Genomic DNA, 21,905 nt, shown 5'->3' on the forward strand with positions numbered 1-21,905 from the left:
ATATGACTATTTGGATGTAATGATATGACCTCGAAACTCCCAGTAACGCCACCTCAAGCGGCTAAAGTACCTCACAGCATGACACTTCATGGCATCACGCGTGTTGACGATTATTACTGGATGCGGGATGACGAGCGTAAAGCTGACAAAGTTATCGCCCATTTAAATGCGGAAAACGCCTATACCCAACAAGAGTTCCAGCCGTTTGCTGTTCTTAAACAGCAGTTGTTTGATGAGCTGGTGGGACGTTTAGATAAAGATGAATCTAGTGTGCCTTATTTTTGGCATAAGCACTGGTATTACCGTTATTACAAACAAGGCCTTGAGTATCCGATTGTTGCCCGTAAAGCAGAGCTTGATAGTGATGACGAACAGATCATGCTTGATGTGAACGAACGCGCCGAAGGAGAAGACTTTTATGGCTTAGGCCAAGTGTCGGTCAGCCCTGATGAAACTAAGCTGATATTCGCTGAAGATCTACTGAGTCGCCGTATCTACACCTTGTATTTTAAAGATCTAACCAGCGGCGAACTATTACAAGATAAGCTCGAAGGCACTGATGGTGGTGTGGTTTGGGCTAACGATAACCAACATGTGTTTTATATCGCTAAAGATCCGCAGACCTTACTTGGCTACCAAGTGTTCCGTCATCAGTTAGGTACACCGCAGTCTGCCGATGTTTTAGTGTATGAAGAGCAAGACGATGCGTTTTACATTGGCTTAGGTAAGTCGCTAGATCAATCTAACATCGAGCTATATGCCGAAAGCACAGTGACCAGTGAAGTCAGTGTGCTTGATGCCAATCAACCTTTAGGTCAATTTGCGGCTATTTTGCCAAGAGAAGAAGACCATGAGTATTCAGTTTCTAAGCTAGGTAACAGTTACTACATACTGACTAACTGGCAAGCGACTAACTTTCGTTTAATGAAAGTGGATATCGCTCAAGCAGCAGACAAGAATGCTTGGCAGGACGTTATTGCCCACGATATCAATTCGCGCATTGAAGATGTGTTGCTGCTAAATGACTATATGGTGGTGCAAACTCGCGAGCGTGGTATTAGCCGCATTCGGGTTTATCCGTTTAATGGCCAAGCATCATTTGAGTTAGCCTTTAATGATCCCGCCTATGTGGTTGGCTTTGATGTTAACCCAAGCCAAAGTAGCGATAAATTACGCCTTTATTATTCGAGCCCAACCACACCAGAGTCGGTATTTGAATATGCTCTAGCGCAGCCTAATGAGCGTAAATTGCTAAAGCAAGAGCAAGTGCTGGGTGAGTTTAATGCCGATGACTATCAAGCGGAGCGACTTTTTATTGAGGCTCGTGATGGTAAACAAGTGCCAGTAACTTTGGTGTACCGCAAAGCCTTATTCAATAAGGATGGTAGCAATCCTTTGTATCAATACGGCTATGGCTCTTATGGTTATACTATAGAGCCTGACTTTAGTTCATCAGTATTGAGCTTACTCGATCGCGGCGTGGTGTATGCCATTTCTCATGTTCGGGGTTCAGAGATGCTTGGCCGCGCTTGGTATGACGACGGCCGCATGTTGAATAAGCAAAATAGCTTTAACGATTTTGTTGATGTAACCAAAGCCTTGGTCGCGCAAGGCTATGGCGCTCGAGATAAGGTCGTTGCTGCTGGTGGCAGTGCAGGTGGTTTGCTAATGGGTGGGGTGATTAATCAGGCACCAGAGTGTTACTTTGCGGTGGCTGCCCATGTACCGTTTGTGGATGTGGTCACCACCATGCTTGATGAGTCGATTCCATTAACCACCAATGAGTATGACGAGTGGGGTAATCCTAACGAAAAAGCTTATTTTGACTACATGCTTAGCTATGCACCTTATGACAATGTCAGCACTCAGGCTTATCCGCATTTGTTGGTGACAACAGGTTTGCATGACTCACAAGTACAGTACTTTGAGCCAGCTAAGTGGGTTGCCAAGCTACGTGAATATAAGACAGACAGCAACATGCTGTTGTTTGATACTGATATGGAATCGGGTCATGGCGGTAAGAGTGGTCGTTATCGCCAATATGATGATACCGCCAAAGAGTACGCTTTCTTTATCGGCTTGTTAGGCTTAGATGCTGAGATAATTAAACAATAGCGCTAAGGGGTAATGTGGCTAAAGTTATCGATGCTGCAGAGCAATGTACAGAGGTGTTAGCAGCTGCCAAGGTACAAGGTAAAGCTAGTGCAGTGAAACAAAGCACGACTAAAGTAAATACAGCATTGTGGTTCCTGTATATGGTGCGCTGCGCTAAAGGCCAGCTATATACCGGGATCACTACGGATGTGGCTCGGCGCTTTAGCGAACATCAAAGTGGTAGTGCTAAATCAGCCAAGTTTTTACGCGGCAAAGGGCCATTAACCTTGGTTTATTCTGAAACCGTAGGCAGCCATTCTGATGCACTAAAACGAGAAATCGCACTTAAGAAATGGCCCAGGGCGCAGAAGCTAGCCCTTATTGCTGCAGTCGAGTGAGCGATAGTTGTTGTATTGGCTTGAATAAGAATGGCGTAACTAGTTTGTTTAACCAAGCGAGCTTACGCCATTTGTTTAAGTGCTGTGATGAAGCTATTCAGCGTATAAACTGGTAAAAAACCGGTCTTTCCTCGGAAGATAGTAGTCATCATAATCTACCGAGAATGCAATGCTGGTTGCTTTGCCTTTTAGTTCGTCTCTAGGCACAAAACCATAAACCCGAGAATCGGCGCTATTACGGCGGTTATCACCCATCACCAGGTAGTGATTATCTGGCACAGTGACAGTATTAAACTGGCTCAGTTTATCGCTAGCCGCTTTTTCAATGCGAATATCGTGGATTAAGCCAAATAGGTTTTCTTTGGCGAGCAACTGCTGAGTGTCGTTCGATATCACGGCATAGTCTAAGGCTTGATCATTAATAAACAGTATTTCATTACGTAAGCTCACCGTATCACCAGGTAGGCCGATAACACGTTTAATTAAGCGTTTGTTGGCCGCAACCGATTCAAATACCACTATTTCGCCGTGATTAGGTTGACCAGTTGCTAGGATGGAAACATCAGTAAACGGCACTCTAAGATCATAAGCCATTTTATTTACGACGATGCGGTCGCCTTCTTTGATAGTCGGTTGCATAGAGCCTGTTGGTACCGAGTACCAATCAGCAACAGCGCTTCTGAAAACCGACATCAATAGAATGAATAGCACTAGCTGACGATTAGTTTTCCAAAGCTGTTTGAGTTTATTCATAAAGGCCTCGACTTAATGGGGTGGGCAGGGCACTACAGCAGGTAAATAGATAAAATGTTAGTTCGATCTGTCTTGCTGCTGTAGTGCTTGCGCCGGGAAGATGTTTGCTGTTATGTCAGTGTTTAATGCATGCTGACAGAGCCGTTGATGTTATCAACACTAAGGTCGCCAGAGCCAGACTCGATAATGCTTAGGCCAAGGGTGTTTTCAACGTCGATATCACCGGAACCATCATCAATTACAACTGTGCCATTTACATTCGCAACGCTTAAGTCACCAGAGCCGTCGTCAATATGGGTGTCGCCACCAATTCCCTGCAGACTAATTGAGCCAGAGCCATCTTCAAGGGTTAGCTTGCCTGTGGTGTTGCTAATATCAACTGAGCCTGAACCATCTTGGATATCGAGATTGTTACCGCCTTTAATCCACACATCACCTGAGCCATCATCGACTTTGATGTTAGCGGCAACGCCTTTGATTTCGATATCACCTGAGCCATCATCAATGTCTAACATCATGCTGCTAGGAACTTGAATGGTAAGGTCAATATAGGGGGAGCGCTTAAAGTTAATACTGCTGTCAAAATCAGCCACTAAGGTTGCGGTTGAACCATTCTGCTTGAGGCTGAGATTAGTGTCGATATCGCCATAGGTATAGATATCAGCAGTTACTTTAATTTGAGTTAAGCCATCAACACCTTGAATATTGAGATCTCCAGCACCAGTTTCGGCGACTAAAGTTTCAATTTGGTTAGCATCGACCTGTAATTGCTTTTTTTGATGATTTAGGGGGCCTGAACTGGTGCCGTTAACATTAATAATGCAGCCAGAAAGTGACATAGCGATAACGCCGGCAAGCAAGGTAGATGTTAGTTTCATCGGGTAACGTCCTTTTATTATTTTTGGTTGGCAGCATGGCAAGCTGCTTAGTTTTGATATTGATGAATAAGCAGAAAGCGTGCCAATAGGTTATCTGATTGTTTTAACTATGTTATCTTTGTTTTTTGTTAGGCAGTGATTGTCGATAGTGGTGAATTAGCTTATTAATTTACGCTGAACGTTTATTTATTAGTGAAATTACTCAATGACTTATATGTGGCTTAATCGTGGGTGCTAAACCGTAAACATATAAGGTAGAAATCTTAGGGACGACCAAATATGGATTATTTATCGGTTAACCAGCAAAGCTGGGATAAGCGGGTGCAAACCCATGTGACTTCTGAGTTTTATGACGTTGCAGGCTTCTTACAAGGTAAAAGCTCGCTGCAAGAGATCGAGATGGCGCAACTTAATGTCGTTGGCAAAAGCTTATTGCATCTGCAGTGTCATTTTGGTCTCGATAGCTTGTCTTGGGCAAGAATGGGAGCAGAGGTCACTGGTGTTGATTTGTCTCCCGCAGCTATCACTCAAGCCAAGTCGTTGGCTGAGCAAGCGGAGCTAACGGCTGACTTTATCTGTAGTGATGTTTATAGCGTGCCCGAGACGGTCAAAGGCGAATTTGATGTGGTTTTCACTTCATACGGCGCCATCGTTTGGTTACCGGACCTTGATAAGTGGGCACAGGTTATCGCCAGCAAGTTAGTGGCTGGTGGTCAGTTTTATATGGTGGAGTTCCACCCTGCTCAAGCCGTATTCGAGGGCTATAACTATTTTCATCAGGATGCGCCAGATGTTGAAGATGAAGCGACCTATACCGAAAATGCCAACGACGACACCCATACTTTTATAAGTTGGCCGCACTCGTTAGCAGACGTGATTAATGCATTGATTAAGGCTGGGCTCGAGATCAATCGTCTCGATGAATACTCTTTTAGCCCATACAAGTGTTTTGCGGACTTAACTGAAGAAACGGTAACAGTCGAGTTAGCTGGTGGACGGCAATCATGTAAGCGCTACTTCGTTGAGCATAAAGGCCAGCGACTACCGTTAACCTACTCAATATCGGCGACGAAGAAAGCTATATAAAGCTTAGAAATAAAAACAGCGCTTAAAGCGCTGTTTTTTTTATGAGTAGCTGAGGGTTATTGATTGCCCCTTAATACAGGGTACTTCAAATATTGATTGTCGTAGTAAGGGCAGCGCTCATAAAACCAACGCAGACGGGCTTTAGGGTCAGCAGCAAATGCTTCGTCACTCAGCGCTTTATCAAACTCGGCCTGTAAGCTTGGATCATTGGCTAACATTTGCTGGGCCAAAGGCTCTACCGCATAATTTTCAATGTACTCGGTGCGAGTAAAGATAGGATTGAAAAAGCCCCATTGAAATAGCGAGTCTGGCGATTGTGGCTCTAATAATAAGATGGCGAGATCGCCTAATGGCTGCTTGGTATCAATGCGCACAGTGCCAGCTGGCAAAGTCATATTGATCGATTCTTTTTGCACTGTTGCGTTGACGCGCTGACGACCTTCGTAATCTTTGGTGGCAAACTTCGGCTCGCTAAACTGATATTGCTGCAAAGTTTGTTGCTGCGGTTTAGTCAGTGTCGTCATGCGTACTCCATGTACGCTTAAGCGTTCTATCACCTCTTGCCATTGCGGTGGTATGTAATAAGCCGCTGGGCGGTTGATGGTTACATCCGCTTTAGTGCCACCAATAACCGGCAGGTTAGGGTAGAGTTTAGGCTCGCCATTCCAACGCACAATCTCATTCCCACTGATGGCACTTTGTTCTAGCGTATAACCTATGCCTTTAAAGTCCCAGCCTTGTGCTTGCTGCTCTTGTTGCCATGACAAAGTCACTCGAGGCGAATAGCGATATTTATCTTGTTGAATAGCTGAGGTGAGCTTTGTACTGTCATCTGCAATTGCTTTCAGACTCGACTCGAGCATTACATAGGTGCCAAGTACACGTTGCTTATAAGGCTTAAGGCTATGATTTTCAATTAAGATAGTCGGCAGGTGGCGGGCATCGCCGTAACCGTTAGAGAACCTAGGACTGGCATTCCACAATAACATACCTTTAGTCATATCAGTGTTATCAATGGCAAAAACTAATGGCCCCGGAACATGGCCTTGCTCAGTAAGCGCAGACTCGATGCTTGGGCGATAGCGATTTTCTAACCATTGGTAGATAGCGGGGCTTTGTCCCTCGGCAAGGTTATAGCCAAAGGTAACGTCATATTGATAGTCGATACCGTCGGTGACATGCACATCGATATACAGGTCTGGCTGCCAAATATTGATGGCGCGCAGCATATGCTGCATCTCAGGTGCATCGGCTTTGGCGTAGTCACGGTTTAAATTGAGGTTTTGCGCAGTGGTGCGCCAGCCCATTTTCACTGGCCCACGTTGATTAACACGGTTATATTCAGTTGAGCGTTCATGACCATCAACACTGAAAATCGGTACAAAAAGCAGGTTGGCGTTATCAAGTAACGAGGCTTTGCCGTTAAATACTATGTCACGCAGTAACATCATCCCGGCATCTTTGCCGTCGATTTCGCCAGAGTGAATACCGGCTTGTACTAACAAGGTAGGCTTGTCATTGCGGGATAAACTTGCTGCATCATCAGCGCCTTCTTTGGAGGCGACAATCATCCAAATATCTCTTCCTTGCGGGCTTTTGCCTATGCTCACTTTTTTAAGCATATCGCTCTGGGCAATCAACTTATCTAGCCAGATAAAGGTTTCCTCATAACTAGGGCTAGTTTTAAGGCCATTTTGCTCAAAAGGCGTTGCCCATTGTGCGTCTGCTGCAACGACAAGCGATTCGCTTTCACCTTGCCAAGGTTTGGTCAGCGGCAAAATTGCATCGTTCACAAAGGTGGTTGCTCGCTGAGGTGTGCTAGCGGGCATTGGTTCTGCGGCTAGGCTGAAGTTGCTTGTGCTGGCAGCCACTAAAGCAATAGCTGATAAGGGGATTAAGCGCATTGTAAGGTACCCAATTTAGAGATCAGATTTGAATTATTATGAGTCAGTTATATTTAATTAAAGCTGGGTCAAGTGCAATAGAGGAACTGTTTCTAAATATGCGCAAAATATCAGACTTGATGAGGTTACACAGAGGGTTTTAGTGACAGGTCTTGGTTGGTGCTTTTAAGTTTTAAATAGAATTGACGCGCACTGCACGCCAATTTATCACTTAGATTGGGCTCACTTCTACTTCTGTTTCATCTTCAAAAATCGCTTCAATGGGTATCGCAAATAATCGAGCGATTTTAAAAGCTAAAGGCAGGCTTGGGTCGTACTTGCCTTTTTCAATGGCATTGATGGTTTGGCGTGATACTTCTAGCTTTTCTGCTAAGTCTGCCTGGGTCCAGTCGCGCTCGGCTCTAAGCACTTTCAGACGGTTTTTCATCGGTAGTTAATCCTTCCTTTAATAATACCTACCATGTAGGTCAATGCCATCAATGCAATGAGATAAGCGGCATTGAGAGGAGGCACAATAGCGCCATTTTCTAAAATTGAATAGCTGGAAAAACTAATAATTGTTACACCTACGGATAAAGCCAAAGCATCTAACTGCACTTTTCGCTCCATTTCATCTAGTTGGATTAAAAAGTGACGATAACTAACCAACATGGCGATACCAATTAGTGTATGTAGGCTAAATGTGCCGATAATGAAGATACTATTAGGCTGTTCACCTTTAGTTAGATAAGTGCTGAGCATTAAAGTGCCCGCCCACAACAGAGCGAGTAAGTTTACGCGGTTAGCATTTTTTAAATCGCGCTTGGGTAATCCTTTAGCACATATCGCATCGAGTATCTTCATGTTGCTGTTCCTTGTATTTTGATTAGGTGTTTCATTCAATGTAAAGCAAGCTTGACTTAAAACTTAGTTTAGTATTTGAGCGGAGTCAAGCTTGCTTTACTTTAAGTTTATGAGACTTTACATGATGTGGGCAAGGAGTAGGGCTGGATAAATATCTAATTTTTATTATTTTCTCAGAGCATTTCTAGCCTCGAACTAAACAAAAAATCCCAGCCTAAGCTGGGATTTTTATGGGCAAAACGAGTCTCGTTCAATACAACAGGTTGGCTGTTGCCTGAGAATTATTGACTATGCGTTTGGGCCGGCGTCTTTAATTGAATCTGGTACCTGATACTTTTCAAAGTTTGCTTGGAAGCTTTCAGCAAGGTGCTGTGCAAACTCAGCATATTTAGCTTTATCTTCCCAAGTGTTAATCGGGTTAAGTAGTTGGCTATCTACGCCAGCTACGGCAACGGGTACGTGTAAGTTAAGTTTTTCTAGGTACTCAGTTTCAACATCTTTTAGCTCACCCGACACAATAGCATCGACAATGGCACGAGTGGTTGGGATATCGAAACGCTTACCAATACCGTGTGGGCCGCCAGTCCAGCCTGTATTAACTAGGTAAACTTGGCTACCGAAAGACTCGATACGTTTCATCAGTAGCTCAGCGTAAACACCTGCTGGGCGAGGGAAGAAAGGTGCGCCAAAGCAAGTCGAGAAGGTTGACTGAATTGCTGCTGTTGAGCCCATTTCAGTTGAACCCACTTTAGCTGTGTATCCCGACAAGAAATGATAAGCCGCTTGCTCTTTGGTTAGCTTAGATACTGGTGGTAAAACGCCAGACACGTCACAGGTTAAGAACACCACTGCATGCGGCTCTGCACCGCAGTTATCGAGTTTACGTTGGGCGATATGCTCAAGCGGATAAGCTGCACGAGTGTTTTCAGTCAAGCTAGAGTTGGTATAGTCAGGTACGCGATTGTCATCGGTAACTACGTTTTCAAGCACGGTACCAAAGCGAATTGCATCCCAGATAACAGGCTCGTTCTTCTGGCTTAGGTCGATACATTTGGCGTAGCAACCGCCTTCAATATTAAACACGCCGCCTGGTGCCCAGCCGTGTTCATCATCACCGATAAGGAAACGTTTAGGGTCAGCTGAAAGGGTTGTTTTACCTGTACCTGAAAGACCGAAGAACAATGTAGTGTCACCATCAGCACCGACGTTTGCCGAGCAATGCATCGGCAGTACGCCTTTAGCTGGCAGTAAGAAATTCTGTACAGAGAACATCGATTTTTTCATTTCACCAGCGTATTTAAGGCCTGCAAGTAGTACCTTACGTTCAGCAAAATTGATAATAACCGTAGCGTCAGAGTGAGTGCCATCACGCTCAGGTACACATTCAAAGCCTGGAGCGTTCATGATCTGCCAAACAGGCTTGTCTGCTTCATTAAACTCTTGTGGCACGATGAATAAGTTACGTGCAAACAGTTGGTGCCAAGCATATTGAGTGGTGACTTTAACTGGTTGGTAATGCTCTTGGCTTGCACCTACTTCGAGTTCAGATACGAAAGTATCCTTGTCGGCTAGGTAAGCTTCAACTCGCTCCCAAAGAGCGTTAAAAGCAGCGGCTTCAAAAGGCTTGTTAACCGGTCCCCATTCAATATCGGCTTCTGAGCTTGGCTCTTTGACGATAAAGCGGTCATTAGGAGAGCGACCAGAGCGTTCCCCTGTTTTAGCGACTAAAGCTCCGTTTGCAGTTAGCTCGCCTTCACCACGAGCTAATGCAAGCTCGACAAGTTGGCCAGTTGAAAGGTTTAGGTACTCGCGGTTTGATCCATCCGCCATAGGTAAGGTCTCCATCTTTGAGGTCATAGTCAGTTGCTGATCTTTAATGCCAGCTTAATTTATTAGCGATTGTAACTTATGCAGCCACGAATATGTGTTCTTGATCAAAAAAAACGCGAAAAAGTGATTTTTAGCCACAACTGCAGACATGATATTTTGTTAGATGCAGAGGAAAAACTGAAATTTGGTTATAAAAAAAGCGCCAACTAAGGCGCCTTTAAATTAACTAAGCGGTAAGCTTACTGAGTCACATCGTTGCTTGGTGCGTTCGCGTAGATAGCTTCGATATCGATAGAATCAAAAATATACTTACTATTGCAGTATTCACAGCCCATTTCGACTTTGCCTAGTTCAGCAATAATTGCGTCGACTTCTTCTTTTGAAACGGTACGGATAGCTTTAGCACTGCGTTCTTTCGAACAGGTACATTTGAAAGTAACGGCAACAGGTTCGTATAGACGCACTTCTTCTTCGTGATACAAGCGGTGCAATACTTCTTCAGCTTCAAGGGTAAATAGCTCTTCTTGTTTAACGGTTTCAGTCAGAATTGATAAGTGATCAAACTCTTCGTTGTGATTACCGTCAGTTGGCAATACTTGTAAGAACATACCTGCTGCTTGTTTAGTATCGGCAAATAGCTTGATCTTAGTGGGTAACTGCTCTGACTGATGGAAGTAATCTTCTAAACATTCGGCTAAGGTATCTTTTTCTAAACCGACTACACCTTGGTAACGCTCACCGTCATTTGGAGTTAGCGTGATAACCATGTAGCCCTTACCAAACATTTGCTGCAGGCTTGCATCGTCAGCGATTTCTCCTTCCCAGCGTGATACGCCGCGAAGTTGCTGCAGGTTATTACCGTTAATAACTGCAAGCGATACAGGACCATCACCTTGTAGCTGGATGCTAATGTCACCGCTAAACTTTAACGTTGCAGTTAATAGTGATGTTGATGCCATTAGCTCGCCCAATACTTTTTGAATAGCTAATGGGTATTCGTGAGCAGCAATCACTTCTTGGTAGCTACTTTCTAGTTGTACTAATTCGCCGCGAACGCTGGCATTTTCAAATAAGTAGCGGTATAGGTTGTCTTTATTCATGGTTTCGGTCATTACATTTTCCAATTTTTAGCTCGCTTTAAAGCGCATAATTTGACGACGTTGCTTCTTATCTGGCTTCTGTTCCGGAGCCGGATTATTAAGAATATTCAAACGTCGTTGCTCGGCATAGGTTGCTCGCTTCGCTATGCTTTGCGGTGTCTCTTCATAAAGGGTTTGTGCTATAGACCCTTTTTGGCGATATTCTGATAATTGTTTTATGACGATCTCTTTTTCGTCATGTCCTTGCCTTAGTCTAATAGTGGCACCGACTTCAGCAAATTTACTCGATTTGGTTCGTTGGCCGTTGTAGTGTACTTTACCACCATTAATCATCTCTTTTGAGATGGCACGGGTTTTATAAAAACGTGCGGCCCAGAGCCATTTATCAAGCCTTACTTTAATAGCTTGTTGCTCGTTGTCGTTCATGAGCGACTCCAATGGTAAATTAACTATTAGTAAAGTAGGGGTAACTTCACAAGCTCAGCAAGAATATACAAAACTTTACGCTCTAGCTGGCAAAATAGTGGCAAGCTTCACACCCTTTTTAGGCGCGTAAAGTTAGCATATTTGACCAAATATCGCCAACATTGCTGCTGTTATGGGCTTGTTGCAATAAGCTGTGTGGGTTAGCATGAACCAGGTTTTGCAAAATTACTATAATCAGAACAGAGACCTGTACAGAGGGTCCACATAAATATGGATTTATTAGATAAATTTTTAACTAAAGCGGCCGGAGTGCCTCAAAAGCCAGTGAGTACGGCTGCGTTCAGTATTGGGCTGCTTATCGCTCTGTATTTGCTCGCGCAGATCACCTGGAAACTTGTGCCCGATAACTCAGCTTCTACGCGCTGGGCACCTACCCCTGTCACCACTAATTCTAGCGGTCAAGTTAATGTGCTTGGTTTGCAGCAACTCTCTTTATTCGGTAAACCAGATGCTGAAGGTGCTAAACCTAAAGCGGCGCCGGTTGAAGAGATTATTACTGATGCGCCTAAAACCTCACTGTCGATTCAATTGACTGGTGTCGTAGCATCGACAACGGAAAAGAAAGGTTTAGCGGTCATTGCTTCAAGTGGCAGTCAAGACACCTATAGCTTGGGCGACAAAATAAAAGGGACTTCAGCTTCATTAAAAGAAGTCTATGCCGATCGCATTATTATCACTAATAGTGGCCGTTACGAGACCTTGATGCTTGATGGCCTTGAATACAACACTAATGGCGCGGCTAATCAACACCTGCAAAAAGCCAAGAGTGCATCGAAAGGTAAAACTATCGATAACCGCCAAAACCGTGCGGTGGCAGCTGAGCTGAGTCAGTCGCGGGAACAAATCTTGGCTGATCCAAGCAAAATTACTGATTACTTATCGATCTCACCAGTTAAAAGTGGCGGTGAACTTGCGGGTTATCGTCTCAATCCAGGGAAAGATCGTGAACTGTTCAAGCAAGCTGGGTTCAAAGCAAACGATTTAGCTAAATCAATTAATGGTTATGACCTAACGGACATGGGTCAAGCATTAGAAGTGATGGCTCAATTACCAGAGATGACAGAAGTTGCCTTAATGGTAGAGCGTGATGGCCAGCTAATAGAAATAATGTTTAGTCTGCCAGAGTAATTTGAGCAGAAATAACAATAAAATTTGCAGTGATACCCATTGGTATTTGCAGCAACGAAAGGGTTTAGGGGAAGTATAATAATGAATAATAAGCGAATTAGACGCAGACTAATCGCCGGTATGGTTATGGGGGCTTCTCTGTTAGCGCCTCAACTTGCTTGGTCTGAACAATATGCGGCTAACTTTAAGGGCACCGATATTCAAGAGTTTATCAATATTGTTGGTAAAAACCTGAATCGGACTATTATTGTCGACCCGACGGTTCGCGGTAAAATCAATGTACGTAGTTACGATCTACTTAACGACGAACAATATTACCAATTCTTCCTAAACGTACTGCAAGTTTATGGTTATGCCGTTGTCGAAATGGACAACAACATCATTAAAGTTATCAAGGATAAAGATGCTAAAACTGCTTCTATCCGTGTAGCGGATGATAACGCGCCAGGGCTTGGTGATGAGATGGTCACCCGTATTGTCGCACTTTATAACACTGAAGCTAAACAACTTGCGCCTTTATTACGTCAGTTAAATGATAATGCCGGTGGTGGTAATGTGGTTAACTACGATCCATCTAACGTATTGATGATTTCTGGCCGTGCCGCTGTGGTTAACAAGTTAGTTGAAATTGTTCGTCGTGTTGATAAACAAGGTGATACAGCGGTTGAAGTGGTTAAGCTTGAGTTTGCCTCTGCGGGCGAAATCGTGCGTATCGTTGATACTCTTTACCGCTCTACTGCTAATCAAGCACAAATGCCGGGTCAAGCACCTAAAGTGGTTGCCGATGAGCGTACCAATGCCGTTGTTGTTAGTGGTGATGAGAAAAGTCGCGAGCGCGTAGTTAAGCTGATTAAAAAGCTTGATGCTGAGCAAGCAAATACGGGTAACACCAAAGTTCGTTATTTACGTTACGCCAAAGCGGAAGATCTGGTTGAAGTATTAACCGGTTTTGCTGAGCAACTTGTTGATGATAAAGGCACCCCACAAGCGGGTAGTGGCAGCAAGCGTCGTAATGAAATTAATATTATGGCGCACACAGATACCAATGCCTTGGTGATCAGCGCTGAGCCAGATCAAATGCGCACAATCGAAAGTGTCATTAATCAATTAGATATCCGTCGTGCACAGGTGCTTGTTGAAGCGATTATCGTTGAAGTGTCTGAAGGAGATGACGTTGGTTTTGGTGTGCAGTGGGCAACTGAAGGTGGCGCCGGTACTCAGTTTAATAACTTAGGCCCAACCATTGGAGAAATTGGTGCCGGTATTTGGCAAGCACAGGGTGAAGAAGGTTCTACTGTTTGTAATGACGGTACCTGTACCGAAAACCCAGATACTCGTGGCGATATCACCTTGCTAGCGCAGGCCCTTGGTAAAGTTAATGGTATGGCTTGGGGCGTGGCAATGGGTGACTTTGGCGCGCTGATCCAAGCTGTTTCGAGCGACACTAAGTCAAACGTACTTGCTACACCATCTATCACTACCTTAGATAACCAAGAAGCGTCTTTTATTGTTGGTGACGAAGTTCCAATTCTTACCGGTAGTCAAAACTCAAGTAACGGTAATAGCAACCCTTTCCAAACCGTTGAGCGTAAAGAGGTGGGTGTTAAGTTAAAAGTAGTCCCTCAAGTGAATGAAGGTAATGCGGTTAAGTTAACCATTGAACAAGAAGTGTCAGGTATTAACGGTAAAACAGGCGTTGACGTAACCTTTGCAACTCGCCGTTTAACCACCACTGTAATGGCGGATTCAGGTCAAATCGTTGTGCTTGGTGGTTTGATTAATGAAGAAGTACAAGAGTCAGTACAGAAAGTGCCTTTCTTAGGCGATATTCCAATTATTGGTCACCTGTTTAAGTCTTCTTCAAGTGGTAAAAAGAAGAAAAACTTGATGGTATTTATTAAGCCAACGATTATCCGTGACGGTATCACTATGGAAGGCATTGCTGGTCGTAAGTACAACTACTTCCGAGCATTGCAGCTTGAGCAGCAAGATCGTGGCGTTAACTTGATGCCAAACACTGATGTACCAGTATTAGAAGAGTGGGATCAAGAAGCGTATCTGCCTGATGATGTTAACGAAGTACTTAATCGTTACAAAGATGGTAAAGGCTTAGATACTAAGATGCGTCAAACAGATCCAACGTTGAAGAGCATCTCAAATAGCAAAGATAGCGATGCTGAAGCAGCGACAGATAAAGATTCTGCCGATGAGTGAAAATCAAATACCAGCCGATGAAGAGCTAGCTAAAGTTTCAAATGAACTTGGGTTAGTATCTGAAGAAGAGGCCGATCAGGTCTTTCATTCAAGCAGCAAAGAACGTTTGCCGTTTGCTTTTGCTCATCGTTTTAAGGTGGCATTAGCACCTGATGAAAATGAAGAACTATCGTTATACCATGCGCAAAGTACGCCGCTAAGCGCGCTACTTGAAGTTCGTCGTTACTGCGGCAAAGAGCTGCCACTGATTAAGCTAGAAGACGCGGCATTTGAGTCTCGCTTAACTCAAGCTTATCAGGCTAATTCGTCAGAAGCGCAGCAGATGATGGAAGATATCGGTAACGAGATGGACTTGTTCACGCTTGCCGAAGAGCTGCCGCAGACAGAAGATCTGCTTGAAGGTGATGATGATGCACCGATTATTAAGTTAATCAACGCCTTGTTATCTGAAGCTATTAAAGAAGAAGCCTCTGATATCCATATTGAAACTTACGAAAAGCAATTAGTCGTACGTTTCCGTGTGGACGGTATTTTGAAAGAAGTACTGAAACCGAATCGTAAGTTATCATCGTTATTGGTATCACGTATTAAAGTGATGGCGCGCCTAGATATTGCTGAGAAGCGTGTGCCACAAGATGGCCGTATTTCACTGCGTATCGCGGGTCGTGCAGTTGATGTACGTGTATCAACTATGCCATCGAGTCATGGCGAGCGTGTAGTGCTGCGTCTATTAGACAAAAATGCCGGCAACTTGGATTTAGAACAGCTTGGTATGACCGAGTCAGTGCGCCATAAGTTCGATGAGCTTATCCGCCGCCCGCACGGTATTATTTTGGTGACCGGCCCAACAGGTTCGGGTAAGAGTACGACCTTGTATGCTGGCCTGACAGAGCTAAATTCAAAAGACACTAACATTCTAACGGTTGAAGACCCGATAGAGTATGAACTCGAAGGTATTGGTCAAACCCAAGTAAACACTAAGGTTGATATGACGTTTGCCCGTGGTCTGCGTGCAATTTTACGTCAAGATCCAGATGTAGTGATGATTGGTGAAATTCGAGATCTCGAAACCGCACAAATAGCGGTACAGGCATCGTTAACCGGTCATATGGTTATCTCAACCTTACACACCAATACTGCTTCGGGTGCGATTACTCGTTTGCAAGATATGGGTGTTGAACCTTTCCTTGTGTCTTCAAGTTTGCTTGGTGTACTCGCACAGCGACTTATTCGTACCTTATGTCCAAGCTGTAAAGAGGAGCACACGCCCGATGATCGTGAACGTGAGTTACTCGGCATTTCAGCTGACGACCCACGGGTGATTTTCCGTGCAAAAGGTTGTCAGGCTTGTGGCCACAATGGCTACCGTGGTCGTACTGGTATTCATGAATTATTGGTTGTTGACGATAACGTGCGCGAGCTGATCCACACTGGTCGCGGTGAGCTTGCGATTGAAAAGTATATTCGCCAGTCTGTGCCGAGTATTCGTCATGACGGTATGAGTAAAGTGCTTGCGGGTAAAACCACCCTTGAAGAAGTGCTGCGTGTCACTCGAGAGGAGTAAGCCATGCCAGCATTTGAATATAAAGCGTTAGATAAAACCGGTAAACAGCAAAAAGGTGTGGTTGAGGCTGATACTGCCCGTCACGCTCGAACTCAGCTCAGAGAGCAACGTTTAATGCCATTGGAAATTACACCAGTGGTAGAAAAAGAAAGTAAGGCCAAATCTTCGGGGTTGAGTTTTCTTAAGCGTGGAATTTCTACCGCTGAGTTAGCACTGATCACTCGTCAAATCGCTACCTTAGTCGCAGCAGGCTTACCTGTCGAAGAGGCACTAAAAGCGGTTGGACAACAGTGCGAGAAAGATCGTCTCGCCAGTATGGTTATGGCTGTACGTTCGCGTGTTGTTGAAGGTTATAGCCTTGCTGACTCTATGGCAGAATTTCCGCATATTTTTGATGAGTTGTACCGCGCGATGGTGGCATCGGGTGAAAAGTCAGGCCATTTAGAAGTTGTGCTTAATCGCCTTGCCGATTACACCGAGCGCCGTCAGCAACTTAAAAGCAAAATGACCCAAGCAATGATTTACCCAATCGTGCTTACCGTTGTAGCCATCGGTGTGATTGCTATCTTGCTTGCCGCAGTAGTGCCACAGGTAGTTGGTCAGTTTGAGCATATGGGACAAGAACTGCCTTGGACTACCGAGCTACTAATTGCATCGTCAGATTTTATCCGTGATTACGGTCTAATTGTATTAGGTGTGATTGTTGGATTGTTCTTTATTGCTAAGCGCTTGCTGGTTTCGCCGAAAAATCGCATGAAATACGACAGTATGTTGTTGCGTTTGCCTGTGATCAGCAAGGTCAGTAAAAGCCTTAATACCGCCCGTTTTGCTCGTACGTTAAGTATCCTAACTGCCAGCTCTGTGCCACTGCTTGATGCTATGCGTATTGCTAGCGACGTACTGGTCAATGTAAGAGTGAAAGCGGCTGTAGAAGATGCAACATTGCGAGTGCGCGAGGGCACAAGTTTGGGCGCTGCTTTGGCCAATACCAAACTTTTTCCGCCAATGATGCTCTATATGATTACCTCTGGTGAAAAAAGTGGTCAACTTGAGCAAATGCTTGAGCGCGCCGCCGATAACCAAGACCGGGAGTTTGAGTCTAATGTGACGATTGCTCTTGGGGTGTTTGAACCTATGCTGGTTGTTAGTATGGCCGCAGTGGTTCTATTTATTGTTCTAGCTATTCTTCAGCCAATTTTGGCGCTGAATAATATGATTAGTGGTTAATACTCACCGCTAGCGGCAACGCAGTTGTCACTTGGGGTATGAGATTTTTAGTTTAAGGAATTTGTTAATGCAAACACGTAATAAGCAAAAAGGTTTTACCCTTTTAGAAGTCATGGTGGTTATTGTTATTTTGGGGATCTTAGCTTCTATGGTGGTACCTAACTTAATGGGTAACAAAGATAAAGCTGACCAACAAAAAGCAGTTTCAGATATCGTTGCATTAGAAAATGCGTTGGACATGTATAAGCTAGATAACAGTGTATATCCAACAACAGAGCAGGGTCTTGAAGCATTAGTGCAAAAGCCAACTATCTCTCCTGAGCCACGTAACTACCGCGCTGACGGTTATGTTAAGCGTTTACCACAAGACCCATGGCGCAATGACTACCTGCTACTGAGCCCAGGTGAAAACGGTAAGTTAGACATCTTCAGTTCAGGCCCAGATGGTCAACCTGGTACTGAAGACGATATTGGTAACTGGAACCTCCAGAACTTCCAATAAGATGATCTTGCCGCGAACTAACTTAGCGCGCCAAACCGGCTTCACCTTAATGGAGGTGTTGCTGGTTGTTTTGCTTATGGGGCTAGCGGCAACGGCTGTCACCCTAGGTATGGGCGGTGCAGGTAAAGAAAAAGCACTTGAGCGCACTGCACAGCAGTTTATGCTCGCTACTGAAATGGTGCTCGACGAAACTGTTCTTAGTGGCCATTTTGTCGGTATTGTGGTTGAAGACACTAGCTACAAGTATGTGTATTACGACGAAGGTAAGTGGAAACCGCTAGAACAAGACCGTTTGCTGGTTGAGCGTGAAATGGAGCCAGGTGTTGAGCTTGTTCTAGTTCTTGACGGTTTACCTTTGGTGCAAGAAGACGAAGAGCAGGACTCTTGGTTCGATGAGCCTCTGATTGAAAAGTCAGCTGAAGATAAGAAGAAGTTTCCTGAACCACAGATTTTACTTTTCCCAAGTGGTGAAATGAGCGCATTTGAATTGTCATTTGTAAGCGAAGACGAGTTACAAAAAGATATCGAAGTGATGGTCGTTGGTGACGCACTTGGGCGCTTGCGCATGGGTTTTGAAGATGAAGAAGTCTTATAACCATGTCGATTAAGCAAAAAGGCATGACCTTGCTAGAGGTGATCGTGGCATTAGCTGTGTTCTCTATTGCAGCTGTGTCGATCACCAAAAGTCTCGGTGAGCAGATTGCCAATATGCCGATTTTAGAAGAGCGCACTATGGCGCAATGGGTGGCACATAACCAAATGGTTGATGCCCGTTTAGATCCTAAATTCCCTGAGATTGGTCGTAAAGACGGCCAAGTAGAACTGGCCAATCAAGAATGGTATTGGCGTAAAGAGGTCATTAAAACGACCGATGATAATTTTAGAATGATCCGCATTAGTATTAGCGACGATGAACGGTTTTCGCGAACTATTGCTGAAGTGAGTAGTTATGTACTTAAAGCGGATTAAGTCGGTGCGCGGCTTTACGCTGCTTGAAATGCTTATTGCGATAGCGATTTTTGCCATGTTAGGGCTAGCCGCAAATACAGTACTTAGCACTGTGATGAAAAACGATACCGCCACCCGAGAGTTTGCCGTTAAATTAAAAGCGATGCAGCAAGGTTTTGGGATTATTGAGCGTGATTTAAATCAGATGGTAGCGCGTACACCTAGATTGCTTGAGGGCGGTCGTGGCACCACCGTATTTCAAACTGGCAGTAATATGCTCGACTCGGAATCAGAGTCATTAGTGTTTTTTCGCTTAGGTTGGTTAAACCCAGACGGTTTATTGCCGCGAGGCAGTTTGCAGTCGGTGGCTTATGTGGTGATGGACGGCAAATTACAGCGTTGGTATTACCCATATCCTGAGTCTGAGTTTGGCGCAGAACCAATTAAAACTATGATTATGGATAAAGTCATTTCAGTTGAGTACGCGTTCTTTGCCGATGATAAATGGGAGCGTAAAACTGACGCGACTAAGCTACCTAAGGCCATCGCAATCGAAATTGAGTTTGAAGACATTGGTAAAGTACAACGTAAGTTTTTAGTACCACAAGGTGCGCTGGCTGGTAGCAATGATGACAGCAACAATGGCGGTAATAATAACGGCGGCAATAACAAGGATAATGACGACTCTAAGCCCGATGACGGCAATGCTAACGAACAAGGCGGAGGAAAGTAATTATGCCTTCTAAGCAGCGTGGTGTTGCCCTTATCGTAGTTTTGTTGATTGTGGCTATGGTGGCAATTATAGCCACTAACATTACCTCCCGTAATCAGTTATCAGTTAGACGTACTTTGAACATGGCTCAGTACGACCAAGCGTTTTGGTACGCCATTTCAGCTGAAGAGATCGCCAAGAAAGTACTGAAACAAGATTTAGAAGATTCGGATACCGTGCATTTGCAGCAATACTGGGCTCTTGCTGATGTTATTTTTCCAGCTGAGAAAGGGGAAATAGCCGGCAAAATTAGTGATATGCGTTCATGTTTTAATGTGAATTCATTGTCGGCACCGAGTGAGAAAGTTGAAAATGGTCAACCTAAAATGCCATTGCCGGCGGTGCAATTTAAAGGTTTGTTAGTTGCGCTGGGGATGGATGAGTTTGCTGCTGAGAGACTTGCACAAACCGCTAAAGACTATATCGATGAAGATACAACTGCTGGACCTTATGGCGCGGAAGATGCTGAGTACGAGTCGCGTAATGTACCGTATCGTGCGGCAAATACTTTGATGAGTCATAAGAGTGAGCTGCGTGCAGTAATGGGCTTTACCCAGGATATTTATTTAAAACTGGCGCCTTACGTGTGTGCAATCCCGGGTAATACGACTCAGGTATTAAACGTTAATACAGTGCCAGTAGAACACGCTGCGATTATCGCAGGAATGTTCGATAACAAGATTTCTGTCGGTGAAGCTGAGAGCATCATCAATCAAAGGCCGATCGACGGTTATGAAGACATCAATGAGTTTTGGGAAAACTCATCGGTGGCATCACTTGCCGGCGACGCTAAGCTTAAGTCTAGCTTTGGCGTGACCAGTAAGTACTTCCTCCTCGATGCCGGCGCGAAAGTTGATACCGCGGTATTTAGATTAGAAAGCGTGCTTTACGGCGATAGTAAAAAATTAGAAGTGTTATCTCGCCAGTTTGGTGGGCAAAAATAACAACAGTCCTTTAATTGAAATTAGAGAGACTCGTGGAGATAAATCAGTGAGTGAAAGACTATTTATCCGATTAGGGCAAACCGCTGAGCAATCATGCTCTTGGCTCGTTTGGTCTGAGCAGGAACAAGAAATTATAGGTTCTGGCGAACTTAGTAACGCCAGTGCACTATCGACTCTTACTGAAAGAGCGGGTAATCGCGGTGTAGACGTATTAGTACCAGCATCAAGCATTACGCTAACCGAAGTCGATCTACCAGAAAAAAGCCAACGCCAAGCAATTAAAGCGCTGCCATTTATGCTGGAAGAAAATTTAGCGCAAAATGTTGATGAGCTGCATTTTGTGACTGGCCCCCGTAATGGCGATGCCTTAAGTATTGCAGTGGTTGCACATGAGCAGATGCAAATGTGGATCGAGTGGCTTAGCGATGCAGGGCTTAAAGCTAAGTGTATTGTTCCTGATTGTTTAGCGCTGCCGCTTGCTGATTGCGACTGGGCGGCAATGACGCTGGGTAAAGAAGTATTGCTGCGCACTGGCGCAGGCAGTGGTGTTAGCCTGAGTCAAAACTGGCTCAACATGGCATTACCTCAGTTATTAACCGCTGACGCACAAACTACAGTAGCTGGCTATACAGAGCTGCAACTTGCTGGTACCGAGGTAAAGACTCAGCCGCTAGATTTACCTATGTTGGTGCTGGCTAAGGGCTTACTCAATGCGCCAATGAACTTACTATCAGGCGTTTATAAGCCAAAGAAAGAATACGGTAAGCACTTATTATTATGGCGCAATGCCGCTATCGCATTTGCTGTTGTGGTGGTATTGGCATTGGTCAATAAAGGCTTAAATATCCACCAAATGAATACCGCAGCTGATGAATTACAAGCGCAAAGCGAGCAAATTTATAAGCAGGTTGTACCGGGTAGCTCACGGGTGGTTAACCTACGCTCACAAATGGGCAGTTATGTGCGCACCTTACAAGGTGGCGGCAGTGGTAGTGAGTTCTTTGTCATGCTTAGCGGCATGCAAGAAGCGTTTGCACAAGTACCTGCACTTAAGCCAACGACGCTGCGTTTTGACAGTAATCGTAGTGAGATTCGCATGCAGGTGACGGCTAAAAACTACGAGCAAATTGAGAAATTTAAAGAGATCATTGCGGGCTCTTATACCCTTACCGGTGGTGCCATGAATAGTGGTGAGTCAGAAGTCACCAGCACCTTAACCATAAGGAGCAAATAA

21 protein-coding genes are annotated in these 21,905 nt (G+C 44.6%); 13 read left to right on the forward strand and 8 right to left on the reverse strand.

All coding sequences use genetic code 11. The features are described 5' to 3' along the window. Positions 1 to 24 precede the first annotated feature (24 nt). Positions 25 to 2,115: a S9 family peptidase gene (locus AB4298_RS07260; protein WP_371986202.1), complete on the forward strand. Its 2,091-nt coding sequence runs from the start codon at positions 25 to 27 to the stop codon at positions 2,113 to 2,115. A 92-nt stretch (positions 2,116 to 2,207) separates the two neighbouring features. Beyond that, positions 2,208 to 2,492 (forward strand): GIY-YIG nuclease family protein, encoded by a 285-nt coding sequence (locus tag AB4298_RS07265; RefSeq protein WP_371986218.1) that lies wholly within the window; start codon positions 2,208 to 2,210, stop codon positions 2,490 to 2,492. 93 nt (positions 2,493 to 2,585) lie between these two features. Here AB4298_RS07265 and lepB read toward each other — a convergent pair whose 3' ends face one another. Beyond that, positions 2,586 to 3,245, reverse strand: a complete 660-nt coding sequence (gene lepB, locus AB4298_RS07270) for a signal peptidase I (protein WP_249000282.1) — start codon at positions 3,243 to 3,245, stop codon at positions 2,586 to 2,588. 122 nt (positions 3,246 to 3,367) lie between these two features. Then, positions 3,368 to 4,123, reverse strand: coding sequence for a DUF4097 family beta strand repeat-containing protein (locus tag AB4298_RS07275; RefSeq protein ID WP_249000283.1), 756 nt, complete (start codon positions 4,121 to 4,123; stop codon positions 3,368 to 3,370). Positions 4,124 to 4,402: 279 nt separating this feature from the next. Here AB4298_RS07275 and AB4298_RS07280 point away from each other — a divergent pair, with 279 nt between their 5' ends. Continuing rightward, positions 4,403 to 5,209 carry a class I SAM-dependent methyltransferase gene (locus tag AB4298_RS07280; protein WP_249000284.1) on the forward strand — a complete coding sequence of 269 codons (807 nt, stop codon included), beginning with the start codon at positions 4,403 to 4,405 and terminating at the stop codon, positions 5,207 to 5,209. Positions 5,210 to 5,265: 56 nt separating this feature from the next. Here the strand turns inward: AB4298_RS07280 and AB4298_RS07285 are convergent, their stop codons facing one another. The 6 genes from AB4298_RS07285 to hslR all read right to left on the reverse strand — a co-directional run bounded on the left by AB4298_RS07285 (position 5,266) and on the right by hslR (position 11,312). Then, complete coding sequence (locus tag AB4298_RS07285; RefSeq protein WP_371986203.1) at positions 5,266 to 7,113, reverse strand: M14 family metallopeptidase; 1,848 nt, start codon at positions 7,111 to 7,113, stop codon at positions 5,266 to 5,268. 211 nt (positions 7,114 to 7,324) lie between these two features. Further along, positions 7,325 to 7,540, reverse strand: coding sequence for a helix-turn-helix transcriptional regulator (locus AB4298_RS07290; RefSeq protein WP_249000286.1), 216 nt, complete (start codon positions 7,538 to 7,540; stop codon positions 7,325 to 7,327). Next, positions 7,537 to 7,956 (reverse strand): hypothetical protein, encoded by a 420-nt coding sequence (locus AB4298_RS07295; RefSeq protein ID WP_249000287.1) that lies wholly within the window; start codon positions 7,954 to 7,956, stop codon positions 7,537 to 7,539. Before AB4298_RS07295 ends, AB4298_RS07290 begins: the two co-directional genes overlap by 4 nt. Before the next feature lie 288 nt (positions 7,957 to 8,244). Further along, positions 8,245 to 9,786, reverse strand: a complete 1,542-nt coding sequence (locus tag AB4298_RS07300; protein WP_249000316.1) for a phosphoenolpyruvate carboxykinase — start codon at positions 9,784 to 9,786, stop codon at positions 8,245 to 8,247. 239 nt (positions 9,787 to 10,025) lie between these two features. After that, entirely contained in the window at positions 10,026 to 10,886 is an 861-nt protein-coding gene (gene hslO, locus AB4298_RS07305) for an Hsp33 family molecular chaperone HslO (RefSeq protein ID WP_249000317.1), read from the reverse strand. 27 nt (positions 10,887 to 10,913) lie between these two features. Beyond that, positions 10,914 to 11,312 (reverse strand): ribosome-associated heat shock protein Hsp15, encoded by a 399-nt coding sequence (gene hslR, locus AB4298_RS07310; RefSeq protein WP_371986204.1) that lies wholly within the window; start codon positions 11,310 to 11,312, stop codon positions 10,914 to 10,916. Between the two features lie 270 nt (positions 11,313 to 11,582). Between hslR and gspC the strand changes: the two genes are divergently transcribed. The 10 genes from gspC to gspL all read left to right on the forward strand — a co-directional run bounded on the left by gspC (position 11,583) and on the right by gspL (position 21,905). Next, complete coding sequence (gspC, locus tag AB4298_RS07315; RefSeq protein ID WP_249000289.1) at positions 11,583 to 12,500, forward strand: type II secretion system protein GspC; 918 nt, start codon at positions 11,583 to 11,585, stop codon at positions 12,498 to 12,500. Positions 12,501 to 12,581: 81 nt separating this feature from the next. Further along, a complete protein-coding gene (gspD, locus tag AB4298_RS07320; RefSeq protein WP_249000290.1) occupies positions 12,582 to 14,714 on the forward strand; it encodes a type II secretion system secretin GspD in 2,133 nt (710 codons plus the stop codon). After that, complete coding sequence (gspE, locus tag AB4298_RS07325; RefSeq protein ID WP_371986205.1) at positions 14,707 to 16,278, forward strand: type II secretion system ATPase GspE; 1,572 nt, start codon at positions 14,707 to 14,709, stop codon at positions 16,276 to 16,278. Before gspD ends, gspE begins: the two co-directional genes overlap by 8 nt. 3 nt (positions 16,279 to 16,281) lie before the next feature. Beyond that, positions 16,282 to 17,505: a type II secretion system inner membrane protein GspF gene (gspF, locus tag AB4298_RS07330; protein WP_371986207.1), complete on the forward strand. Its 1,224-nt coding sequence runs from the start codon at positions 16,282 to 16,284 to the stop codon at positions 17,503 to 17,505. Positions 17,506 to 17,572: 67 nt separating this feature from the next. Next, a complete protein-coding gene (gspG, locus tag AB4298_RS07335) occupies positions 17,573 to 18,007 on the forward strand; it encodes a type II secretion system major pseudopilin GspG (RefSeq protein WP_202723570.1) in 435 nt (144 codons plus the stop codon). 1 nt (position 18,008) lies between these two features. After that, positions 18,009 to 18,602, forward strand: a complete 594-nt coding sequence (gene gspH, locus AB4298_RS07340; RefSeq protein WP_249000293.1) for a type II secretion system minor pseudopilin GspH — start codon at positions 18,009 to 18,011, stop codon at positions 18,600 to 18,602. Positions 18,603 to 18,604: 2 nt separating this feature from the next. Then, complete coding sequence (gspI, locus tag AB4298_RS07345; RefSeq protein ID WP_249000294.1) at positions 18,605 to 18,976, forward strand: type II secretion system minor pseudopilin GspI; 372 nt, start codon at positions 18,605 to 18,607, stop codon at positions 18,974 to 18,976. Beyond that, positions 18,957 to 19,688 (forward strand): type II secretion system minor pseudopilin GspJ, encoded by a 732-nt coding sequence (gene gspJ / locus AB4298_RS07350; RefSeq protein WP_371986208.1) that lies wholly within the window; start codon positions 18,957 to 18,959, stop codon positions 19,686 to 19,688. Before gspI ends, gspJ begins: the two co-directional genes overlap by 20 nt. A 2-nt stretch (positions 19,689 to 19,690) precedes the next feature. Beyond that, entirely contained in the window at positions 19,691 to 20,671 is a 981-nt protein-coding gene (gene gspK / locus AB4298_RS07355) for a type II secretion system minor pseudopilin GspK (RefSeq protein WP_249000296.1), read from the forward strand. Positions 20,672 to 20,717: 46 nt separating this feature from the next. Further along, a complete protein-coding gene (gene gspL, locus AB4298_RS07360; RefSeq protein WP_249000297.1) occupies positions 20,718 to 21,905 on the forward strand; it encodes a type II secretion system protein GspL in 1,188 nt (395 codons plus the stop codon).

The organism is Shewanella sp. 10N.261.52.F9, assembly GCF_041471165.1.
In the GTDB taxonomy this organism is placed as follows: domain Bacteria; phylum Pseudomonadota; class Gammaproteobacteria; order Enterobacterales; family Shewanellaceae; genus Shewanella; species Shewanella marinintestina.